This is a genomic window from Burkholderia stabilis, from assembly GCF_001742165.1.
GTDB classification, from domain to species: Bacteria; Pseudomonadota; Gammaproteobacteria; order Burkholderiales; family Burkholderiaceae; genus Burkholderia; species Burkholderia stabilis.
In genome coordinates this window covers 2,088,095-2,106,783 of the sequence record NZ_CP016442.1, presented here as the reverse complement: position 1 = coordinate 2,106,783, position 18,689 = coordinate 2,088,095, and the positions used below count along the sequence as shown (strand labels likewise).

Below are 18,689 nucleotides of genomic sequence, written 5' to 3'. Positions count from 1 at the left end.
TGTTGAATCCGGCCCGGGCGGCCTGCAGGTCGCTCCTGCCTCCATTTGAATTTGAGCGAATGGGGAGATATCGGATTGCCTCTCGCTGTCCTCTCTATCCCAATTGCTGGAAAACCCCTAACCGAACCACCACCCCGCGAAAGGTTGCGGAAGGTTTCGCCTCCCTATACTCGTCGTGACGATGCAGCAAGCATCGCGCCACACGAATACAACGAACGGAGACGACCCGATGCGACCCATCCTGCGCACCCTCGCCGTTGCAGCCAGCCTGAGCTGCGCGCTTGCCGCTCACCCCGCTTTCGCCGACGACGGCGGCAAGATCACGATCATGGTCGGCGGGATCGCGAAACTGATCTACCTGCCCGCGCGGCTCACGCAGGAACTCGGCTACTTCAAGGCCGAAGGGCTCGACGTCGAGCTGCTGTCGCAACCGGCCGGCGTCGACGCCGAGAACGAGCTGCTCGCGGGCGCCGTGCAGGGCGTCGTCGGCTTCTACGACCACACGATCGACCTGCAGAGCAAGGGCAAGGACGTGAAGGCGATCGCCGTATTCGGCCAGGTGCCGGGCGAAGTCGAGATGGTGTCGACCAAGGCCGCGCCGACGTTCAAGTCGATGGCCGACGCGAAGGGCAAGACGCTCGGCGTGACCGGCCTCGGCTCGTCGACGAGCTTCCTCACGCAATACCTCGCGCTTGCGCACGGCGTGCCGTCGACGCAGTACACGATGCTGCCGGTCGGCGCTGACGCGAGCTTCATCGCCGCGATCAAGCAGGGCCGCATCGACGCCGGGATGACGACCGAGCCGACGGTGTCCGCGCTCGAGAAGATGGGCGACGCGAAGGTGCTGGTCGACCTGCGCACGCTGGAAGGCACGCGTGCCGCGCTCGGCGGCACCTACCCGGCTGCGAGCCTGTACGTGCAATCCGCATGGGCCGATTCGCACAAGGAGCAGGCCGTGAAGCTCGCGCACGCGTTCGCGAAGACGATGCAGTTCATCCACACGCACAGCGCCGAGGACATCGCCGCGAAGATGCCGGCCGACTACCAGAAGGACAAGTCGCTGTACGTGACCGCGCTGAAGGCGTCGCTGCCGATGTATACGGCCGACGGGAAGATGCCGGCCGATGGCCCGGCGACCGTGCTGAAGGTGCTGTCGGCGTTCAATCCGTCGGTGAAGGGCAAGCACATCGACCTCGCGCGCACCTACACGAACGATTTCGTGAACGCGAAGTAAGTTGCAGCGCCGGCGGCGGCGATCCCGCCGCCGTGCGTTCCCCGTTCCGGCCCGCTGACCGGCCCGGCGTTGCGTCACGACGCGACGCTTTCCTCACCCGCAGGACGAATGCGATGAACCAGGCAGTTTCCCCGAGCACACCGGCGATCGAGTTTCGCAATGTGTCGTGCCGCTTCATTTCGCCGGAAGGCAAGGCCACCGTCGCGCTGCGCGACTTCAGCATGAGCGTCGCGCGCGGCGAATTCATCGCGATCGTCGGGCCGACCGGCTGCGGCAAGTCGACGACGCTCAACCTGATCACCGGGCTGCTCAAGCCCGTGTCGGGCGAAGTGCGCGTGATGGGCCGCCCGGTCGACGGCATCGATCCGCGCATCGGCTTCGTGTTCCAGGCCGACGCGGTGTTCCCGTGGCGCAACGTGATCGACAACGTCGCGGCGGGCCCGCTGTTTCGCGGCCGCTCGAAGGACGTGGCCTATGCGCAGGCCGAGGAATGGATCCGCAAGGTCGGCCTCGACAAGTTCACGAAGCACTACCCGCACCAGCTCTCCGGCGGGATGCGCAAGCGTGTCGCGCTCGCGCAGACCTTCATCAACCAGCCGGAAATCCTGCTGATGGACGAGCCGTTCTCCGCGCTCGACATGCAGACGCGCACGCTGATGCAGGACGAGCTGCTGCAGCTCTGGTCCGCGAACAAGGGCTCGGTCGTGTTCGTCACGCACGATCTCGAAGAAGCGATCGCGCTCGCCGACCGCGTGTTCGTGCTGACCGCGCGCCCCGCGACGCTCAAGCGCGTGTATGAGATCGACCTGCCGCGCCCGCGCGTCACGTCGGAGATTCGCTACGACGCGCGCTTCATCGAAATTTCCAAGGACATCTGGCACGACCTGCGCGAAGAAGTGCAGATCGGCTGACGCATACGCCGCACGGCAAGGACAGCAAGGACAGGAGCATGACCGACATGACGCTTCCCCCCACCGCCACTCCGGCAACGACGCTCGAGGACGACGAGCGCGCCGCGCAACGCCGGCTGCGCCGCCGGCGCAACCTCATCGTCACGCTGCGGATCGCCGTGCTCGTCATCGTGCTAGGCGGGTGGGAACTCGCCGCACGACTCAAGTGGATCGATCCGTTCTTCTTCTCGATGCCGTCGCTGATCTTCGAACAGATCCAGGACTGGTTCGTGAACGGCACGTCGCAGGGCCCGCTGCTCACGCAGGTCTGGGTCACGCTGGAAGAAACCGGGATCGGCTTCATCATCGGCTCGGTCGCCGGCGTGATCTGCGGGATCGTGCTCGGCCGCAACAAGCTGATGGCCGACGTGTTCGGTCTCTATATCCAGATCGCGAACTCGATTCCGCGCGTCGTGCTCGGCTCGATCTTCGTGATCGCGCTCGGCCTCGGGATGGCGTCGAAGATCGCGCTGGCCGTCGTGATGGTGTTCTTCGTCGTGTTCGGCAACGCGTTCCAGGGCGTGCGCGAAGCCGACCGCTACCTGATCGCGAACGCGCAGATCCTCGGCGCGTCGCGCCGGCAGATCACCACGGCGGTCGTGATCCCGTCCGCGCTCTCCTGGATTCTCGCGAGCCTGCACGTGAGCTTCGGTTTCGCGCTGGTCGGCGCGGTCGTCGGCGAATTCCTGGGTTCCAAGCAAGGGATCGGCCTGCTAATCTCCACCGCCCAGGGCGCGTTCAACGCGAGCGGCGTGTTCGCGGCGATGATCGTGCTGGCCGTGGTCGCGCTGGCCGCCGATTACCTGCTGACCTGGCTCGAGAAGCGGCTGCTGAAGTGGCGCCCCGCCGCGTTCTGAGCGCGGCTGCCGGACGCATGACATGACAACCCCGACCGCGCCGGCGCCCCCGGCGCGGTTCGGCATTTCGGAGAAGGAGCGCAACAGGATGGCGCACAGCCTGCGCGGTCGGCTGCTGTGGTGGCTGCTGCTGCCGCTCGCGGCCTTCGTGCTGATCGCGGGCGCGATGTCGTACGACACCGCGCGGCGCACGGCCGGGCTCGTGCAGGACAGCGCGCTCGTGGCGTCCGCACGCACGATCGGCGAGGACGTCGAATGGCGCGACGGCTATCTCGCGGCCGACGTGCCGCCCGCCGCGCTGGAGATCTTCGAGTCGCCTTCGGCCGATTCGGTCTACTACAAGGTGATCGACAGCCGCGAGCGCCTGCTCGCCGGCAATCCGGCGCTCGACCTGCCCGCACGGCACGGCGTCGAGCCGACGCTGTACGACACGGCGCTCGACGGCGTGCCGCTGCGCGCGGTGATCTACGACCGCCAGCTGTACAACGAGGGCAAGGTCGAGACGGTCACGGTCGTCGTCGCGAAGACGACACGCTCGCGCAATGCGATGGTCGACACGATCTGGCGGCCGCAGCTCGTGCGCCTGTCGCTGATGCTGATGCTCGCGGTGGTGCTCGTGTATCTCGGCCTGACGCTGGAGCTTCGCCCGCTGATGAAGCTGAAGGACGATGTCGCCGACCGCGGGCCGATGGAGCTGGAGCCGATTCGCCCCGAGCGGCTGCAGCACGAGCTGCGGCCGATCGTCGACGCGATCAACCGGTGCATCGCGCGGCTCAACACGCATACGGCCACGCAGCGCCGTTTCATCGCGGACGCCGCGCACCAGTTGCGCACGCCGATCGCGGTGCTCGACACGCAGATCCAGTACGCGCAGCGGCGCGGCCACGACGATCCGGAGCTGGTGGCCGTGCTCGACAGCATGCAGCGCAGCAGCCGCAAGATGGCCGCCGTGACCGACAAGCTGCTGCTGCTCGCGCATGCGGAAGCCACGCCGTCGACGCTGCTGACCCATCGCGTCGATCTCGCGGCCGTGGTGTCGAGCGTGCTGGAGGAGACGATCGTGCTCGCGCAGCAGCGCGACATCGATCTCGGCGCCGATCTGGGCGAACGGCTCGACGTCGCGGGCAGCGACAGCCTGCTGACCGCGCTGGTGATGAACCTCGTCGACAACGCGGTGCGCTACACGCAGCCGGGCGGCTGCGTGACGGTTGCCGCGCGGCGCGACGGCGAGACGATCGTGCTGGAGGTGGTCGACAACGGCCCGGGCATCCCCGCTGAAGCGCGACCGCACGTGTTCAAGCGGTTCTACCGCGTGTCGGCCGATACCGAAGGCTCGGGCCTCGGCCTCGCGATCGTCCGCGAGATCGCGCAGGCGCACGGCGGCAGCGCGTCGCTCGCGCCGGGCCCCGGCAATCGCGGTATCGTCCTGACCGTACGGCTGCCCGCCTACGAATGAAGAGAACGCAGTCATGAAACTCCTGCTGGTCGAAGACAACGCCGAACTCGCGCACTGGATCGTGAACCTGCTGCGCGGCGAGGATTTCGCGGTCGACTGCGTCGGCGACGGCGAACGCGCCGACACGGTGCTGAAGACCGAACGCTACGATGCGGTGCTGCTCGACATGCGGCTGCCCGGCATCAGCGGCAAGGAAGTGCTCGCGCGGCTGCGCCGCCGCAACGACAACGTGCCGGTGCTGATGCTGACCGCGCACGGCTCGGTCGACGACAAGGTCGACTGCTTCGGCGCGGGCGCCGACGATTACGTCGTGAAGCCGTTCGAGTCGCGCGAGCTGGTTGCGCGGATTCGCGCGCTGATCCGCCGGCAGGCCGGCGTCGGCACGACGCAGCTCGTGTGCGGCGATCTCGTCTATGCGTTCGGCACACGCGAATTCCGCTGCGGCGATGCGGTGCTCGCGCTGCGCCGCCGCGAGCACGCGATCCTCGAAACACTGATGCTGCAGCAGAACAAGACGGTGTCGAAGGCGCGGCTGATGGACAGCGTGTTCGCCCTCGACGACGAACCGAGCGCCGACGCGATCGACATCTACATCCACCGGCTGCGCAAGCATCTCGCGGGCAGCACGGCGGAAATCATCACGCTGCGCGGGCTCGGTTACATCCTGCGCACGAAGAGCGCGCAGGACTGACGGGCGCGCCCGCTCCTTCGAATATCGATTCGTAGCACGAAACATTATCGTCGCCAGCCGGATGCCCGGCAGGCGCGCATGCGCGCGTCTGCATGATTCGCGATTGTTGTGCGTTCGGTGTTTTCACCGATCCGATTCTTGCGCCCGGGAAAGCGTCGTGAAGGATTGCACCCTCTACGATGCTACGCGTCGGCCCTCTCGCTGTGGCCGGCAAGAGTCGGCAGACGTTGCGTACTGCCAACGACCGAATTCAATGCGGCAGCTCGGAGGAGACGATCTTGAAACGAAAAACCCTTGCCCTTTCCATCGCGGCGGCTGGCCTGTGCGCCGGCACCCAGGCGCATGCGCAATCGAGCGTGCAGCTCTACGGCCTGATGGACCTGAGCTTTCCGACCTACCGGACCCACGCCGACGCGAATGGCAATCACGTGATCGGGATGGGCAATGAAGGCGAACCGTGGTTCAGCGGCAGCCGCTGGGGCCTGCGAGGCGCCGAAGACATCGGCGGCGGCACGAAGATCATCTTCCGCCTCGAAAGCGAATTCGTGGTCGCGAACGGCCAGATGGAAGACAACGGCCAGATCTTCGACCGCGATGCGTGGGTCGGCGTCGAGGACGAACGCTTCGGCAAGCTGACAGCCGGCTTCCAGAACACGATCGCGCGCGACGCGGCCGCGATCTACGGCGACCCGTACGGCTCCGCGAGGCTGTCGACCGAGGAAGGCGGCTGGACCAACTCGAACAACTTCAAGCAGATGATCTTCTACGCGGCCGGCCCGACCGGCACGCGCTACAACAACGGCATCGCGTGGAAGAAGCTGTTCAGCAACGGCATCTTCGCGAGCGCCGGCTACCAGTTCAGCAACTCGACGCAGTTCGCGACCGGCTCCGCGTACCAGGTCGCGCTCGGCTACAACGGCGGGCCGTTCAACGTGTCGGGCTTCTACAACCATGTGAACAACGGCGGCTTCACGAACCAGACGTTCTCGGTCGGCGGCAACTACACGTTCAGCATCGTGCGCCTGAATGCCGGCTACTTCCGCTACAACGGCGACCAGGGCTCGCTCGGCCAGCGCCACGACGATTCGTGGACGGTGTCGATGAAGATCGCGCCGAAGGGCGCGCTCGACTACGAGCTCGGCTACCAGCAGATGCGCGTCAAGAACGCCGCGAACAACTCGGACGGCTTCACGCCGAACGCGAACCTCGGCGCATTCAGCCTGACGAACGGCGTCGCCAACGGCTTCAAGGAGACGATCTACGGGTCGGTGTTCTATCACCTGAGCAAGCGCACCGAGGTGTACCTGGCCGGCGACTACATGAAGCTGCACGGCGGCTACACGGTGTCGTCGACGTTCGGCGCGAAGAACCAGCTCGAACTGACCTCGGGCATCCGTACGCGCTTCTGACCTCGAGGCCGGCCATCCGGCGCGGGGCCATCGGGCCCCGTCGTACCCTCCGTCCGGGATTCTCCATGCGGGCACGCCGGCGCTTTGCGCCGACCGTGCCCTTTTTTTCGTCATTTCGGGGGGGCCGCGCGGCCCCGGGAAGCGGCCGCCGGCCGGCGGTGCGACAACCGGCCCGAAGCCGCTTGCGGCCCGTGGGGCGGGCGATCGCGGCCGATGCGCGCACGATCGGCTCACATCGGTGCTTGACCTGCGCCGACCGACTCGCTAGCGTTTCGGGTTTGCCCGGGCGGCCATTGCCGCCGGTGCCGCGAGCGCGCCCGACGTCCTGGCGCGCGCGGCCGGGCTCCGATGGAAAAGACGATGCAGAAACTCGATGCGGCCAGCCCGCAGGCGATGTCGACGGATTTCACCGCCGACAACGTCGCGCGCCTGAAGGCGCTGTTCCCCGAACTCGTGACCGAAGGCCCCGGCGGCGCGTCGGTCGACGTCGACGTGCTGAAGGCGCTGATCGGCGAGCGCACGGTCGGCGACGCCGACGAGCGCTACGGCTTCCACTGGCACGGCAAGCGCAGCGCGCGCCAGGCCGCGCTCACGCCGTCGACGGGCACGCTGCGGCCCTGCCCCGACGACAGCGTCGCGTGGGACGACACGCGCCATCTCGTGATCGAGGGCGACAACCTCGACGTGATGAAGCTGCTGCACAAGAGCTACGCGGGCAAGGTGAAACTCGTCTACATCGACCCGCCGTACAACACGGGCAGCGATTTCGTCTATCCGGACGACTTCAGCGACAGCATCCGTCACTACCTGTCGATCACGGGCCAGGCCGAAGGCGGCGTGAAACGCAGCACGAACACCGAGGCGAACGGCCGGTTCCATACCGACTGGCTGAACATGATGTATCCGCGCCTGAAGCTCGCGCACGCGCTGCTGTCCGACGAAGGGCTGATCGCCGTGCACATCGACGAGCACGAAGTGCATGCACTCGTGCTGATGCTGCGCGAGATCTTCGGCGAGGAGAACGAGCTCGGCGTCGCCGTGTGGGACAAACGCAATCCGAAGGGCGACGCGCGCGGCGTCGCGTACCAGCACGAATCGCTGGTGCTGTTCGCGCGCAACGCCGAGACGCTGCTCGAACAGGCGCCGCTCAAGCGACCGAAGCGCAACGCGCAGCGCATGCTCGACGCCGCGCACGACGCGGTGTACCGCAGCGGCAACGCGAAGGACGCGCAGAAGGCCTACCGCGCGTGGATGAAGGCGCAAACCGGCCTGTCGGGCGGCGAAGTGATGTACGACCGGCTGTCGGAAGAAGGCCGCGTGTACCGCCTCGTGTCGATGGCGTGGCCGAACAAGAAGAAGGCGCCCGACGAATATTTCACGCCGCTGATCCACCCGGTCACCGGCAAGCCGTGCGCGATGCCGGCGCGCGGCTGGCGCAACCCGCCCGCGACGATGCAGGCGCTGATCGAGCGCGGCCAGATCGAATTCGGTGCGGACGAAACCACGCAGCCGCAGCGGATCTACTACCTCGACGAGAACATGTACGAGAACGTGCCGTCGGTGCTGCCGTTCGCGGGCTCCGACGACGCGTTGCTGAAGACGCTCGGCATCCCGTTCGACCTGCCGAAGCCGGTCGATTTCGCGGCGGCCGTGATCGGCTGGTGCACGCGCGGCGACGACATCGTGCTCGACTGCTTCGCGGGCTCCGGCTCGACCGGCCACGCGGTGATGCAGGTGAACGCGACCGACGGCGGCGCGCGCCGCTACGTGCTCGTGCAGCTGCCCGAAGCGCTCGACCGCCGCGACAAGACGCAAACGAGCGCGGCCGATTTCTGCGCGAAGCTGAAAAAGCCCGCGACGCTCGCCGAAATCACCAAGGAACGCCTGCGCCGCGCCGCGCAGCAGGTTGCGCGCGACTATCCGGAAAGCTATGGCGACCTCGGCTTCCGCGTGTATCGGCTCGACACGACCAACGTGATCGAGTGGGACCCGCGCCGTGACGATTTCGACCATGCGCTCTTCGCCTCCGTCGAGCACGTGAAGACCGGCCGCACCGAGGACGACCTGCTCGCCGAGCTGACGCTGAAGCTCGGCCTGGACCTGTGCACGCCGGTCGAGCATCACCAGGTGGCTGGCAAGGCCGTACACCTGATCGGCCGCTCGATCGTCGCGTGCTTCGACGCGCGCATCGCGCGCGACGACGCGGGCCCGCTCGCCGACGGCATCGTCGCGCTCCTCGACGCGAGCGGCGCGACGCGCGACGTCACGTGCCTGTTCCGCGACAGCGGCTTCGTCGACGACGTCGCGAAGCTCAATCTCGCCGCGCTGCTCGAACAGCACGGCGTGAAGCGCGTGCGGAGCCTGTGATGCGGCTGCATTTCGAAGCGGATCTCGACTACCAGCGCGAGGCGATCGACGCCGTCTGCGACCTGTTTCGCGGCCAGGAATCGTATCGCGGCGACTTCAGCGTGCTCGCGAACGCCGCGCCCGGCACCACGGCTGCCGCGCAAGGCTCGCTCGGCTTCGCGGTGTCGGAACAGGGCGTCGGCAACCGGCTGTCGCTGACCGACGACGCACTCGCGCGCAATCTCGCCGACGTGCAGCTGCGCGGCGGACTGCCGCCGTCCGGCCTGCCCGGCTCGCGCGACTTCACCGTCGAGATGGAAACCGGCACCGGCAAGACCTACGTGTACCTGCGCACGATCTTCGAGCTGAACCGCCGCTACGGCTTCACGAAATTCGTGATCGTCGTGCCGTCGATCGCGATCAAGGAAGGCGTGCACAAGACGCTGTCCATCACCGAGGATCACTTCCGCGCGCTGTACGCGGGCGTGCCGTACGACTACTTCCTGTACGACTCCGCGAAGCTCGGCCAGGTGCGCCACTTCGCGGCGAGCGCGGCGATCCAAATCATGGTGATGACGGTCGCCGCGATCAACAAGAAGGAAATCAACAACCTCTACAAGGACAGCGAGAAGACCGGCGGCGAGAAGCCGATCGACCTGATCCGTGCGACGCGCCCGATCGTGATCGTCGACGAGCCGCAGAGCGTGGACGGCGGGCTCGAGGGGCGCGGCCGCGAAGCGCTGGCCGCGATGGCGCCGCTCTGCACGCTGCGCTATTCGGCCACGCACGTCGATCGTCACCACATGGTGTACCGGCTCGACGCGGTCGACGCGTACGAGCGCAAGCTCGTCAAGCAGATCGAGATCGCGTCGGCGATCGTCGAGGATGCGCACAACAAGCCGTACGTGCGGCTCGTGGGCGTGTCGAACCGGCGCGGCGCGATTAGCGCGCGCGTCGAGCTCGACGTCGCGACGGCGGCCGGCGTGAAGCGCCAGATCGTGTCGGCCACCGACGGCGACGATCTCGAGCGCCTGACCAAGCGCGCGCTGTACGCGGGGCTGCGCGTCGGCGAAGTGCATGCGGTGAAGGGCGCCGAATACGTCGAGCTGCGCCATCCGGAAGGCGAGGCATTCCTGTCGCTCGGCGAGGCGTTCGGCGACATCGACACGCTCGCCGTGCAGCGCGAGATGATCCGCCGCACGATCCGCGAGCATCTCGACAAGGAGCTGCGCCTCGCGGAGCGCGGCGTGAAGGTGCTGTCGCTGTTCTTCGTCGATTCGGTCGAGCGCTATCGTCGCTACGACGAGAACGGCATGCCCGTGAAGGGCGACTACGCGCTGATCTTCGAAGAGGAATATGCGCGCGCGGCGCGCGTGCCGGCCTATCGCGCGCTGTTCGACGGCGTCGACGTCGCGCTCGAAGTCGAGCGTGCGCACAACGGCTACTTCTCGATCGACCGCAAGGGCGGCTGGACCGACACGAGCGAGAGCAGCGCCGCGGCGCGCGAGAACGCGGAGCGCGCGTACGGCCTCATCATGCGCGAGAAGGAAGCGCTGCTGTCGTTCGACACGCCGCTGAAGTTCATCTTCTCGCACTCGGCGCTGAAGGAAGGCTGGGACAACCCGAACGTGTTCCAGATCTGCACGCTGCGTGACATCCAGACCGAACGCGAGCGTCGCCAGACGCTCGGCCGCGGGCTGCGTCTCGCCGTCGACCAGGACGGCGAACGCGTGCGCGATGCGGGCGTGAACACACTCACCGTGATCGCGACCGAGCGCTACGAGTCGTTCGCGGAGAACCTGCAGAAGGAAATCGAGGCCGATACGGGCATCCGTTTCGGAATCGTCGAGGAACACCAGTTCGCGGCGCTGCCCGTGCAGGAAGGCGACGGGCCCGCACATGCGCTCGGCATCGAGCTGTCGCGCGTGCTGTGGAACCATCTGCACGAGCAGGGTTACGTCGACGCGCAGGGCAAGGTGCTCGACCGGCTGAAGGATGCGCTGCGCCAGAGCGCGCTCGTGCTGCCTGATGCGTTCGAGGTGCTGCGCGCGCCGATCGTCGCGACGCTGCGCAAGCTGTCGGGCCGCTTCGCGGTGCGCAACGCGGACGAGCGCCGCGCGATCGCATTGCGGCGCGATGCGTCGGGCAAGGCAGTCGTGTTCGGCGCGGATTTCCGTGCGCTGTGGGACCGTATCCGCCATCGCACCGTGTACCGCGTCGAGTTCGACAACGCGAAGCTCGTGCGCGATTGCGCGACCGCGCTGCACGACGCGCCGGACATCGCGCGCGCACGGCTGCAGTGGCGCAAGGCCGAGATCGACATCGGCAAGGCCGGCATCGAGGCGATCGAGATCGCGGGCGCCGGCACGGTGCTGCTCGACGAAGGCGAGCTGCCGCTGCCCGACCTGCTCACCGAGCTGCAGGACCGCACGCAGCTCACGCGCCGTTCGCTCGCGACAATCCTGGCCGACAGCGGCCGGCTTGACGATTTCCGCGTGAATCCGCAGCAGTTCATCGCGGTCGCGGCCGATGCGATCAACCGCTGCAAGCGGCTCGCGCTCGTCGCGGGCATCGCGTACCGCAAGCTCGGCGAGCGTCACGTGCATGCGCTCGAATCGTTCGAGAGCGAAGCGTTGACCGGCTATCTGCGCAACCTGCGGCCCGATGCGCAGAAGTCGATCCACGAAGCGGTCGTGTGCGAGACGGACGCGGAGCGCGCGTTCGCCGATGCGCTCGAAGCGCACGACGGCGTGAAGCTGTACGCGAAACTGCCCGCGTGGTTCCGCGTGCCGACGCCGCTCGGCAGCTATCACCCGGACTGGGCCGTGCTCGCGGAACAGGACGGCGGCGAGCGGCTGTACTTCGTCGTCGATACGCCGAATGCGGACGGCAACGTGCCGAGCGAGCACGAGCGCGCGAAGCTCGCGTGCGGCGAAGCGCATTTCCGTGCGCTGGTGGATGGAGATGGCGCGGCGCGCTTCGTGCGCGTCAGGCATGCGGACGCGTTGTTCGGGCCTGAGGCGACACCGGCGAGCGCCGGGCGCTGAAACGAAGGGTGGCGATGAGCCGCCCTTTTTTATCGGCCGGAGGACCGTGCGCGGGCACCGTGACGATGCCCTTTCCTCGCGCCGGTTTTCCGTCTGTTATCCGCGTGAAAGCGAATCGTATTGGCGCGTATCCGCGGCGCGGTTACGGCTGGTTGCAAATCGGGTCGGCTCGATGTTTTCACGCGACAGCGGGGTTGCGTCTCCGCCATGAAAAAAGGGCGCCGAAGCGCCCTTTCATCGCATTGTCGCGCCGCGCTTACAGCGTCCGGCCGAATGCGTTGTGATGCGAATGATGCGTGGATGCCGACGCATGCGTGGTATGGCCATGCGCATGTGCGTGCGTGTGGCCGCGGCCCGGCTGCGCGCCGGCGCGATCGGCGATCGTATCGGAACGGTCGGCCGCGCGCGACAGGCCCTTGTCGCGGTCGCCCGCATGCATGCCGTTCGAGTTGCTCGACGCGTCGCCGCTCATGTGGCCGCCGGACATGCCGCCCGCGTTGCCGCCGGAGCCGCCTGCGCCATGACCGCCGCCGTTGCCACCGCCATTCCCGCCGGCGGCCGCATGGGCGGAAACCGCACCGAGCGCGAACAGCGCGGCAGCCAGTACGGACAGATACCGTTGATGCTTCATTGTGTGCTCTCCCTGGAGCGTTCGAATGGTTGCATTCTAGGAACGCGCGGAATGCGTGCCGCACGACGTTGTAAATGATCGTAACGATGCACGTTGCGCGTATTCGTCGGATCAATGCGTGTGCGTTCCCGGGAGGTGCGGCGCGCGCGAGTGCCCGGCCGGAGGAAACGGGCGCGGCGCCGCAGCGCCGCGCCGGTGACGCTTACTGCGCCGGCTGCATGCCCTGCGCAGCGGCCTTGTGTTGCGCGGCCTGCTCTTCCGCGTGCTTCTTCGCCATGTGGTGGCCGACGATACAGCCGCCGACCGCACCGACGACCGCGTGATGTCCGGCGTAGTGGCCGGCGACGCCGCCCACCACCGCGCCCTTCATGCAGCCCGCCGCGTGCGCGCTGCCGATCGTTGCGAGCGCAACGATGGCGGCGGTGGCGCACAGCCTGATGTGTCGAATGGGCATCATGTGTTCACTCTCCTCTTGTTGTGATCGTTGAACCGCTTAATCCCAGCGGCCGCCGCGCCAGCCGCCGCGATCGTGCCACTCGTGCTCGCGCCATTCACGGCGGCGCCACTCGTGTTCGCGCCATTCGCGCGCACGCCAGCCGTCGCCACGCCAGCCGTCATCGCGATAGCCGACCGGCGCGTACATCACGGGCGGCGGCGGCGCCACGTAGACGGGCGCCGGCGCATAGACGCCAGGCACGCCGATGCCGACCGACAGGTCGACGTGAGCCGATGCGACGCCCGAAGCTGCCAGCGCCGCTACACCGAGAACTGCACCGAGAATAAGTTTCTTGTTCATCTCGCGACTCCCTGCACGTGTCGTGCGTCATGTGAATACGGTTCGGAGTCTAGGCACGGGGTGCAGACACAGGTGAAACGGGTATGCGAGACCGGTAACGGACGTTTACCGGTACGCGCAAAGCCTTGTGGAGCAAGGGAAAGGCGGGGCTCTACGTGCCGTTGCAACGGCGCATCGAATCGGTAAAAAGGGGATTTTCGGCACGAAACCGGGCAATCGGCACGCGCCGGAGCACACGGAAGGCGAACCCGCCCGCACCGTGTGCGAGCGGGTCGCAAGCGCAGGCGTTACGCGCGGATATCGTCGACGCTGCGCAGCCAGTGCACGCTGAACAGGTTGTCCGCGTCGGTCCACACGGTATCGGGCTCGAATCCCGCGCGGCGCGCAATCGTATGAAATCCGTCGATCGTGAACTTGTGCGAGTTCTCGGTGTGGATGCGCTCACCGGCCTCGAAGCGGAACACGTGGCCGCGCACGTGCACGGTCTGCGCGACGTCGCTGACGAGATGCATCTCGATGCGCTGCCGCTCGCGGTCGTAAAACGCGCAATGCGAGAACGCGTCGAGATCGAAATCCGCGCCGAGCTCGGCGTTCGCGCGCACGAGCAGGTTCAGGTTGAACCGTGCGGTCACGCCCTGCGCGTCGTTGTACGCGTGATGCAGCGTGCGCTCGTCCTTCACGAGATCGGCGCCGACCAGCAAGCCGCCGCCGCGCAGCAGCTGTGCGGCATCGCGCAGGAACGCGTCGGCTTCTTCCGGCGAGAAGTTGCCGATCGTCGAACCGGGAAAAAAGCCGATGCGCCGCCGCGGCGTCGCACTCAGTTCGGCCAGCTGCTCGGCCTTCGTGTAGTCGGCCGCGATCGGCGCGACGTCGAGCCACGGATAGGCCGAACGCAGCCGCGCAGCCGCGTCGTGCAGGTAATCGGCCGAGATGTCGACCGGCACGTAGCGCGCCGGCGCGTTCGCGTAGTTGCCCACGAACGCGTCGAGCAGCACGCGGATCTTCTCGAGCGAGCCCGCGCCGAACTCGACGATGTCCGCATGCGGGCCGACGCGCCGCACGATCTCGGCGGCGCGATCGCGCAGGATGCCGAGCTCGGTGCGGGTCGGATAGTACTCGGGCAACTCGCAGATGCGGTCGAACAGCGCGGAGCCGGCCGCATCGTAGAAGTATTTCGGCGAAATGCTGCGCGGCGTGCGCGACAGTCCGTCGATCAGGTCGCGCTCGAACGCGCTCGGCCGCGAATCGCGGGCGGGTTGCTGGCCACCGCTCGTGGCCGTCAGGTCAGACGTCTCGCGCAAGTCGCACTCCCGTGAATTGCCAGCGCGCGGCCGGCGGAAAGAAATTGCGGTACGTCGGCCGCTCGTGCCCGGGCGGCGTCGCGATGCTGCTGCCGCGCAGGACCTGCTGGCCGACCATGAACTTGCCGTTGTATTCGGCCGCGACACCCGCGAGCGGCCGGAAGCCCGGATACGGTTCGTAGGACGAGCGCGTCCATTGCCACACGTGCCCGAGCATCTGCGTGAGGCCTTCGGCGCCGAACGCTGCTTCCCACTCGAATTCGGTCGGCAGCCGCGCGCCGGCCCATTCCGCATACGCGGCCGCTTCGTAGAAGCTCACGTGGCACACCGGCGCGTCGGGCGCGAGCGCTTCGGCACCGTGCAGGCCGAACGTGCGCCGCACGCGCGTGGCGGCAACATCGTCGTCGTCGGGCATCCAGTACGCGGGCCCTTGCCACCCTTCCCGCTGCACCATCGCCCAGCCGTCGGACAGCCAGTACTCGGGGCGCGTATAGCCGCCGTCGGCGATGAAGGCCGCGAATTCCGCGTTCGTCACGAGGCGGCTCGCGATCTCGTACGGCCGCACGAGCGCCGTGTGGCGCGGCCGTTCGTTGTCGAACGAAAACGCTTCGCCGTCGTGGCCGATCTCGACGAGCCCGCCCGGCTGGCGCAGCCAGCGCTGCGCGCCGGCATCGCCCGCGGCCAGCGCGTGCCCGTCCATCCCGTTGCGCGGCCGGAACGCCGGCTTCAGCGGGTTGCACGAGAACGCATGCAGCATGTCCGTGACGATCAGCTCCTGGTGCTGCTGCTCGTGATGCAGGCCGAGCTCGATCTCGGGCGCAATCGCATCGAGCAGTGCCGGATCGGCGTCGGCGAGCGCGCGCAGCATCGCTTCGTCGACGTACTGCCGGTACGCGTGCACCTCGTCGAGCGACGGACGCGTGAGCAGCCCGCGCTGCGGCCGCGGATGGCGCGGGCCGAGCGCTTCGTAATAGGAATTGAAGAGGAACTGGAACGCGTGATCGAACGGCGCGTAGCCGGGCACGCGGCGCATCAGCACGACGGTTTCGAAGAACCAGGTCGTATGCGCGAGATGCCATTTCGTCGGGCTCGCGTCGGGCATCGACTGTACGGCCTGGTCCTCGGCGGACAGCGTCGCGGTCAACGCGACACTATGGGCGCGCACGTCCTTGTAACGGCGCTGAAGCTGTGATGCAGGGAGGCTCATCGGTTTACCGTCCACGTCGCGATTCGCTGCGTTGCGTTGCCGGAAAAGGGAAAGCCTTGCGCATGATGCGCGCGGCTGACGTGCGACCTACTGCTGCGTCGTCGGGCAGCCGGCGCGCGCGCCGGGCCGCGAATGCGGCGTCACTTCATCTGCCCGTGCAGAACAGTATGGTCCAGAAATGTGAATGCTGCGAATCGGGATGCCGATGAAGCGCGATCGAAAGAAAAATGAAAGTGTGGGCCGCACGCGCATCGCACGAGCGGCAACCCGCCGATGCCAATCGGGGCGGGCGTGCGACGCCGTTCGCCACGCGCTTGCCTGCGCACGCGGCTACTGACGGCCCATGACAGCCGCGCGGGCGTTCGTGACGGCACCGTGACGCGCGGATTCATCGGACGAACCGCCCCGCCCTCGCCGGCGGCCCGCATCCGCGCGCGCTTCGAAAATTTTTTTGCACCGATGTCACACGCGCGGGGTGCTCGCTCGTCATATCACCGGAACCCACACGAAAGGAGAAGGAACCATGACTGCGAAACTCAATCCGTTTGCCGCCGCTCCCGCACTGATGAAGAACTGGATGACCGTATCGGTCGCCGCCGCGAAGAGCCTCGAGCCGACGCTGATCGAGCTGGTCAAGATCCGCGCGTCGCAGATCAACGCGTGCGCCAACTGCATTAACATGCACACCGTCGAAGCGCGCGAGCAAGGCGAGACCGAGCAGCGCATCTACCTGCTCGCCGCGTGGCGTGAAGCGCCCTGCTACACCGACCGCGAACGCGCGGCGCTCGGCTGGACCGAGGCGCTCACGCGGCTGTCGGAAGGCCATGCGGCGCACGAAGCTGCGTATGCGGCGCTGAACGACCACTTCAGCCAGGAGGAACAGGTGAAACTCACGCTGATGATCAACGTGATCAACGGCTGGAACCGGCTCGCCGTCGGCTTCGGGCTGTGGATCGATCCGGCCGACGCGAAGGCTGCCGCCGCGAAGATGGTGGCCTGATGACGAACCTCGAGCCGGCCAAGGGCAGCGCCGAAGAACGGGCCGATGCGGCGGCGAGCTTCGACCCGCTGCGCCGCACGCTGATCCGCGTTGCGTACCGGATGCTCGGTTCCGTCGCGGATGCCGAGGACATGGTGCAGGAGGCGTTCATCCGCTGGATGGACGTCGACCGTACCGAAGTGCGCGTGCCCGAGGCGTTCCTGCGCCGCATGGTGATGCGCATGTGCCTCGATCAGCTGAAGTCCGCGCGGCACCAGCGCGAGACGTATATCGGCCCGTGGCTGCCCGAGCCGGTCGTCGAGGAAGACGAGCAGGAAGATGTCACGCTGCCGCTGATGCTCGCGCTCGAACGGCTCTCGCCGCTCGAACGCGCGGCGTTCCTGCTGCACGACGTGTTCGGCCTCGAGTTCGACGAAGTCGCGACGACGATCCAGCGCGACCCGGCCGCATGCCGGCAGCTCGCCGCGCGGGCACGCACGCATGTGCGCGAGGCGCGGCCGCGTTTTCATGTCGAGAAGCAGCGCGGGATCGAGCTGGCCGAGGCATTTTTCGCGGCATCGCGCAGCGGCGACATGCGCGCGCTCGGCGCGATGCTCGCCGAAGACGTGAGCCTGCACTCGGACGGCGGCGGCAAGCGTTCCGCCGCGGGCAAGCCGGTGTTCGGCTTCGAGCGCGTGATGAAGGTGCACGAATACCTGGCCGAGCTGTTCTCGACGCATGCGTCGAAGCTCGTGCGAGCCGGGTTCATCAACGGGCTGCCGGGTTTCGTCACGCTCGAATCCGACGGCGAGCTGCAGACGACGGCGCTAGAAATCGAGGACGGGAAGATCGTCGCGATCTATGTCGTGCGGAATCCCGACAAGCTGAAGCATCTGCATTGAGGGCGGCGGGATGGCGCGCCGAGTGCCGTGTGGATGCACGGCAACGGCGCCCTCCGCCCGCTTCTTTCCGCCCTGCCTTGCCGGCCGCCGGCTAACGCGATCCATACGTCGCGATCAATACGTCCCGGCCACGAGGTTGCGAATCATGATCATCAGGAAACCGAGCAGCGGCGTCGCGACGGCGAAGCCGGCCGCCGCGAGCCAGTTCGTGCCGCCCTGCGCTTCCAGCAGCGCGAGAAACGATTCGCGGGATGTCGCGTTCGGGCGCAGCTTTTCGATCTTGCGTTCGACGTACGTCTTGTAGATGCCGTTCCCGTACCAGCCGAGCGACACCGCGATCGCGATCGTGACCGGGTCGAGCGTGCTCGATTCGAAGTACTTCGGGAAGTACAGCAACTCGACCAGCGTGATGCCAAGCGTGACGCCCAGCACGGCGGACGCTTGCCAGTACATGCATCGATACGCCATCCAGACCGGGCCCAGGAAGCAGGCCGCCCAGTTCCAGGACTGCCGGCTCTTGCGCGATTCGGCGATCGCCCATTTCCGCTCGAACCACGTCGCTTTCTTGCCGACGTAAGCGGCGATTTCGTCGTTGCTCGCGGACGATGCGGTGCTCGTGACCTCGGACATGGTCGTTTGCTCTCAATCGCGCGGTTCGCGCGTTGTTGTCTTGATGCGGAGGGAATCGGGCGGCATGCGTCGACGCCGCTTCGACTGGCACACGATTCTACTCGTCGTGCAGCGGCCGTTGTGTGGCCGGTCGGGATGCGGGTGATGAACGAGGATGCAATGCCGTGGATCACGCGATGCATCGGGGCACCATGCGCTGTTTCGCGTTGTTTCGGCCGGAAAAAGAAAAACGCCACGCGATGTTGCCGCGTGG

Annotated in this window: 16 protein-coding genes; 10 read left to right on the top strand and 6 right to left on the bottom strand. The window is 67.1% G+C overall.

Annotation, left to right across the window (positions count from 1 at the left end; all coding sequences use genetic code 11):
• Nucleotides 1-229: 229 nt before the first annotated feature.
• The 8 genes from BBJ41_RS09765 (at nt 230) to BBJ41_RS09730 (ending at nt 11,990) form a co-directional block, all read left to right on the top strand.
• Nucleotides 230-1,234 (top strand): ABC transporter substrate-binding protein, encoded by a 1,005-nt coding sequence (locus BBJ41_RS09765; protein ID WP_069747651.1) that lies wholly within the window; start codon nt 230-232, stop codon nt 1,232-1,234.
• A 113-nt stretch (nt 1,235-1,347) separates the two neighbouring features.
• Nucleotides 1,348-2,145, top strand: a complete 798-nt coding sequence (locus BBJ41_RS09760; RefSeq protein ID WP_040142661.1) for an ABC transporter ATP-binding protein — start codon at nt 1,348-1,350, stop codon at nt 2,143-2,145.
• 38 nt (nt 2,146-2,183) lie between these two features.
• A complete protein-coding gene (locus BBJ41_RS09755) occupies nt 2,184-3,041 on the top strand; it encodes an ABC transporter permease (protein ID WP_156814761.1) in 858 nt (285 codons plus the stop codon).
• A gap of 88 nt (nt 3,042-3,129) precedes the next feature.
• Nucleotides 3,130-4,497, top strand: coding sequence for a sensor histidine kinase (locus BBJ41_RS09750; RefSeq protein WP_069746332.1), 1,368 nt, complete (start codon nt 3,130-3,132; stop codon nt 4,495-4,497).
• 13 nt (nt 4,498-4,510) lie between these two features.
• Nucleotides 4,511-5,188 carry a response regulator gene (locus BBJ41_RS09745; protein WP_069746331.1) on the top strand — a complete coding sequence of 226 codons (678 nt, stop codon included), beginning with the start codon at nt 4,511-4,513 and terminating at the stop codon, nt 5,186-5,188.
• A 278-nt stretch (nt 5,189-5,466) separates the two neighbouring features.
• Nucleotides 5,467-6,597, top strand: coding sequence for a porin (locus BBJ41_RS09740; protein ID WP_069746330.1), 1,131 nt, complete (start codon nt 5,467-5,469; stop codon nt 6,595-6,597).
• Nucleotides 6,598-6,945: 348 nt separating this feature from the next.
• Entirely contained in the window at nt 6,946-8,964 is a 2,019-nt protein-coding gene (locus BBJ41_RS09735; RefSeq protein ID WP_069746329.1) for a site-specific DNA-methyltransferase, read from the top strand.
• Nucleotides 8,964-11,990, top strand: coding sequence for a type III restriction-modification system endonuclease (locus tag BBJ41_RS09730; RefSeq protein ID WP_069746328.1), 3,027 nt, complete (start codon nt 8,964-8,966; stop codon nt 11,988-11,990). The genes BBJ41_RS09735 and BBJ41_RS09730 overlap by 1 nt, the downstream gene beginning before the upstream one ends.
• A gap of 256 nt (nt 11,991-12,246) precedes the next feature.
• Here BBJ41_RS09730 and BBJ41_RS09725 read toward each other — a convergent pair whose 3' ends face one another.
• From BBJ41_RS09725 to egtB, 5 genes are all read right to left on the bottom strand, one after another.
• Entirely contained in the window at nt 12,247-12,621 is a 375-nt protein-coding gene (locus BBJ41_RS09725) for a hypothetical protein (RefSeq protein ID WP_069746327.1), read from the bottom strand.
• Nucleotides 12,622-12,823: 202 nt separating this feature from the next.
• A complete protein-coding gene (locus BBJ41_RS09720; protein WP_069746326.1) occupies nt 12,824-13,078 on the bottom strand; it encodes a hypothetical protein in 255 nt (84 codons plus the stop codon).
• A 36-nt stretch (nt 13,079-13,114) separates the two neighbouring features.
• Nucleotides 13,115-13,417, bottom strand: coding sequence for a hypothetical protein (locus BBJ41_RS09715; protein WP_069746325.1), 303 nt, complete (start codon nt 13,415-13,417; stop codon nt 13,115-13,117).
• Nucleotides 13,418-13,704: 287 nt separating this feature from the next.
• The gene (egtD, locus tag BBJ41_RS09710; RefSeq protein WP_069746324.1) at nt 13,705-14,718 is read right to left on the bottom strand and encodes an L-histidine N(alpha)-methyltransferase; all 1,014 of its coding nucleotides are present in this window, start codon (nt 14,716-14,718) and stop codon (nt 13,705-13,707) included.
• On the bottom strand, nt 14,702-15,925 hold the full coding sequence (egtB, locus tag BBJ41_RS09705) for an ergothioneine biosynthesis protein EgtB (RefSeq protein WP_069746323.1): 1,224 nt from the start codon (nt 15,923-15,925) through the stop codon (nt 14,702-14,704). Before egtB ends, egtD begins: the two co-directional genes overlap by 17 nt.
• 523 nt (nt 15,926-16,448) lie before the next feature.
• Here egtB and BBJ41_RS09700 point away from each other — a divergent pair.
• Together BBJ41_RS09700 and BBJ41_RS09695 are read left to right on the top strand one after the other, a co-directional pair.
• The gene (locus BBJ41_RS09700) at nt 16,449-16,925 is read left to right on the top strand and encodes a carboxymuconolactone decarboxylase family protein (protein ID WP_069746322.1); all 477 of its coding nucleotides are present in this window, start codon (nt 16,449-16,451) and stop codon (nt 16,923-16,925) included.
• On the top strand, nt 16,925-17,806 hold the full coding sequence (locus BBJ41_RS09695) for a sigma-70 family RNA polymerase sigma factor (RefSeq protein ID WP_069746321.1): 882 nt from the start codon (nt 16,925-16,927) through the stop codon (nt 17,804-17,806). Before BBJ41_RS09700 ends, BBJ41_RS09695 begins: the two co-directional genes overlap by 1 nt.
• 114 nt (nt 17,807-17,920) lie before the next feature.
• Here BBJ41_RS09695 and BBJ41_RS09690 read toward each other — a convergent pair whose 3' ends face one another.
• Nucleotides 17,921-18,436, bottom strand: a complete 516-nt coding sequence (locus BBJ41_RS09690) for a DUF2628 domain-containing protein (RefSeq protein WP_069746320.1) — start codon at nt 18,434-18,436, stop codon at nt 17,921-17,923.
• Nucleotides 18,437-18,689 lie beyond the last annotated feature (253 nt).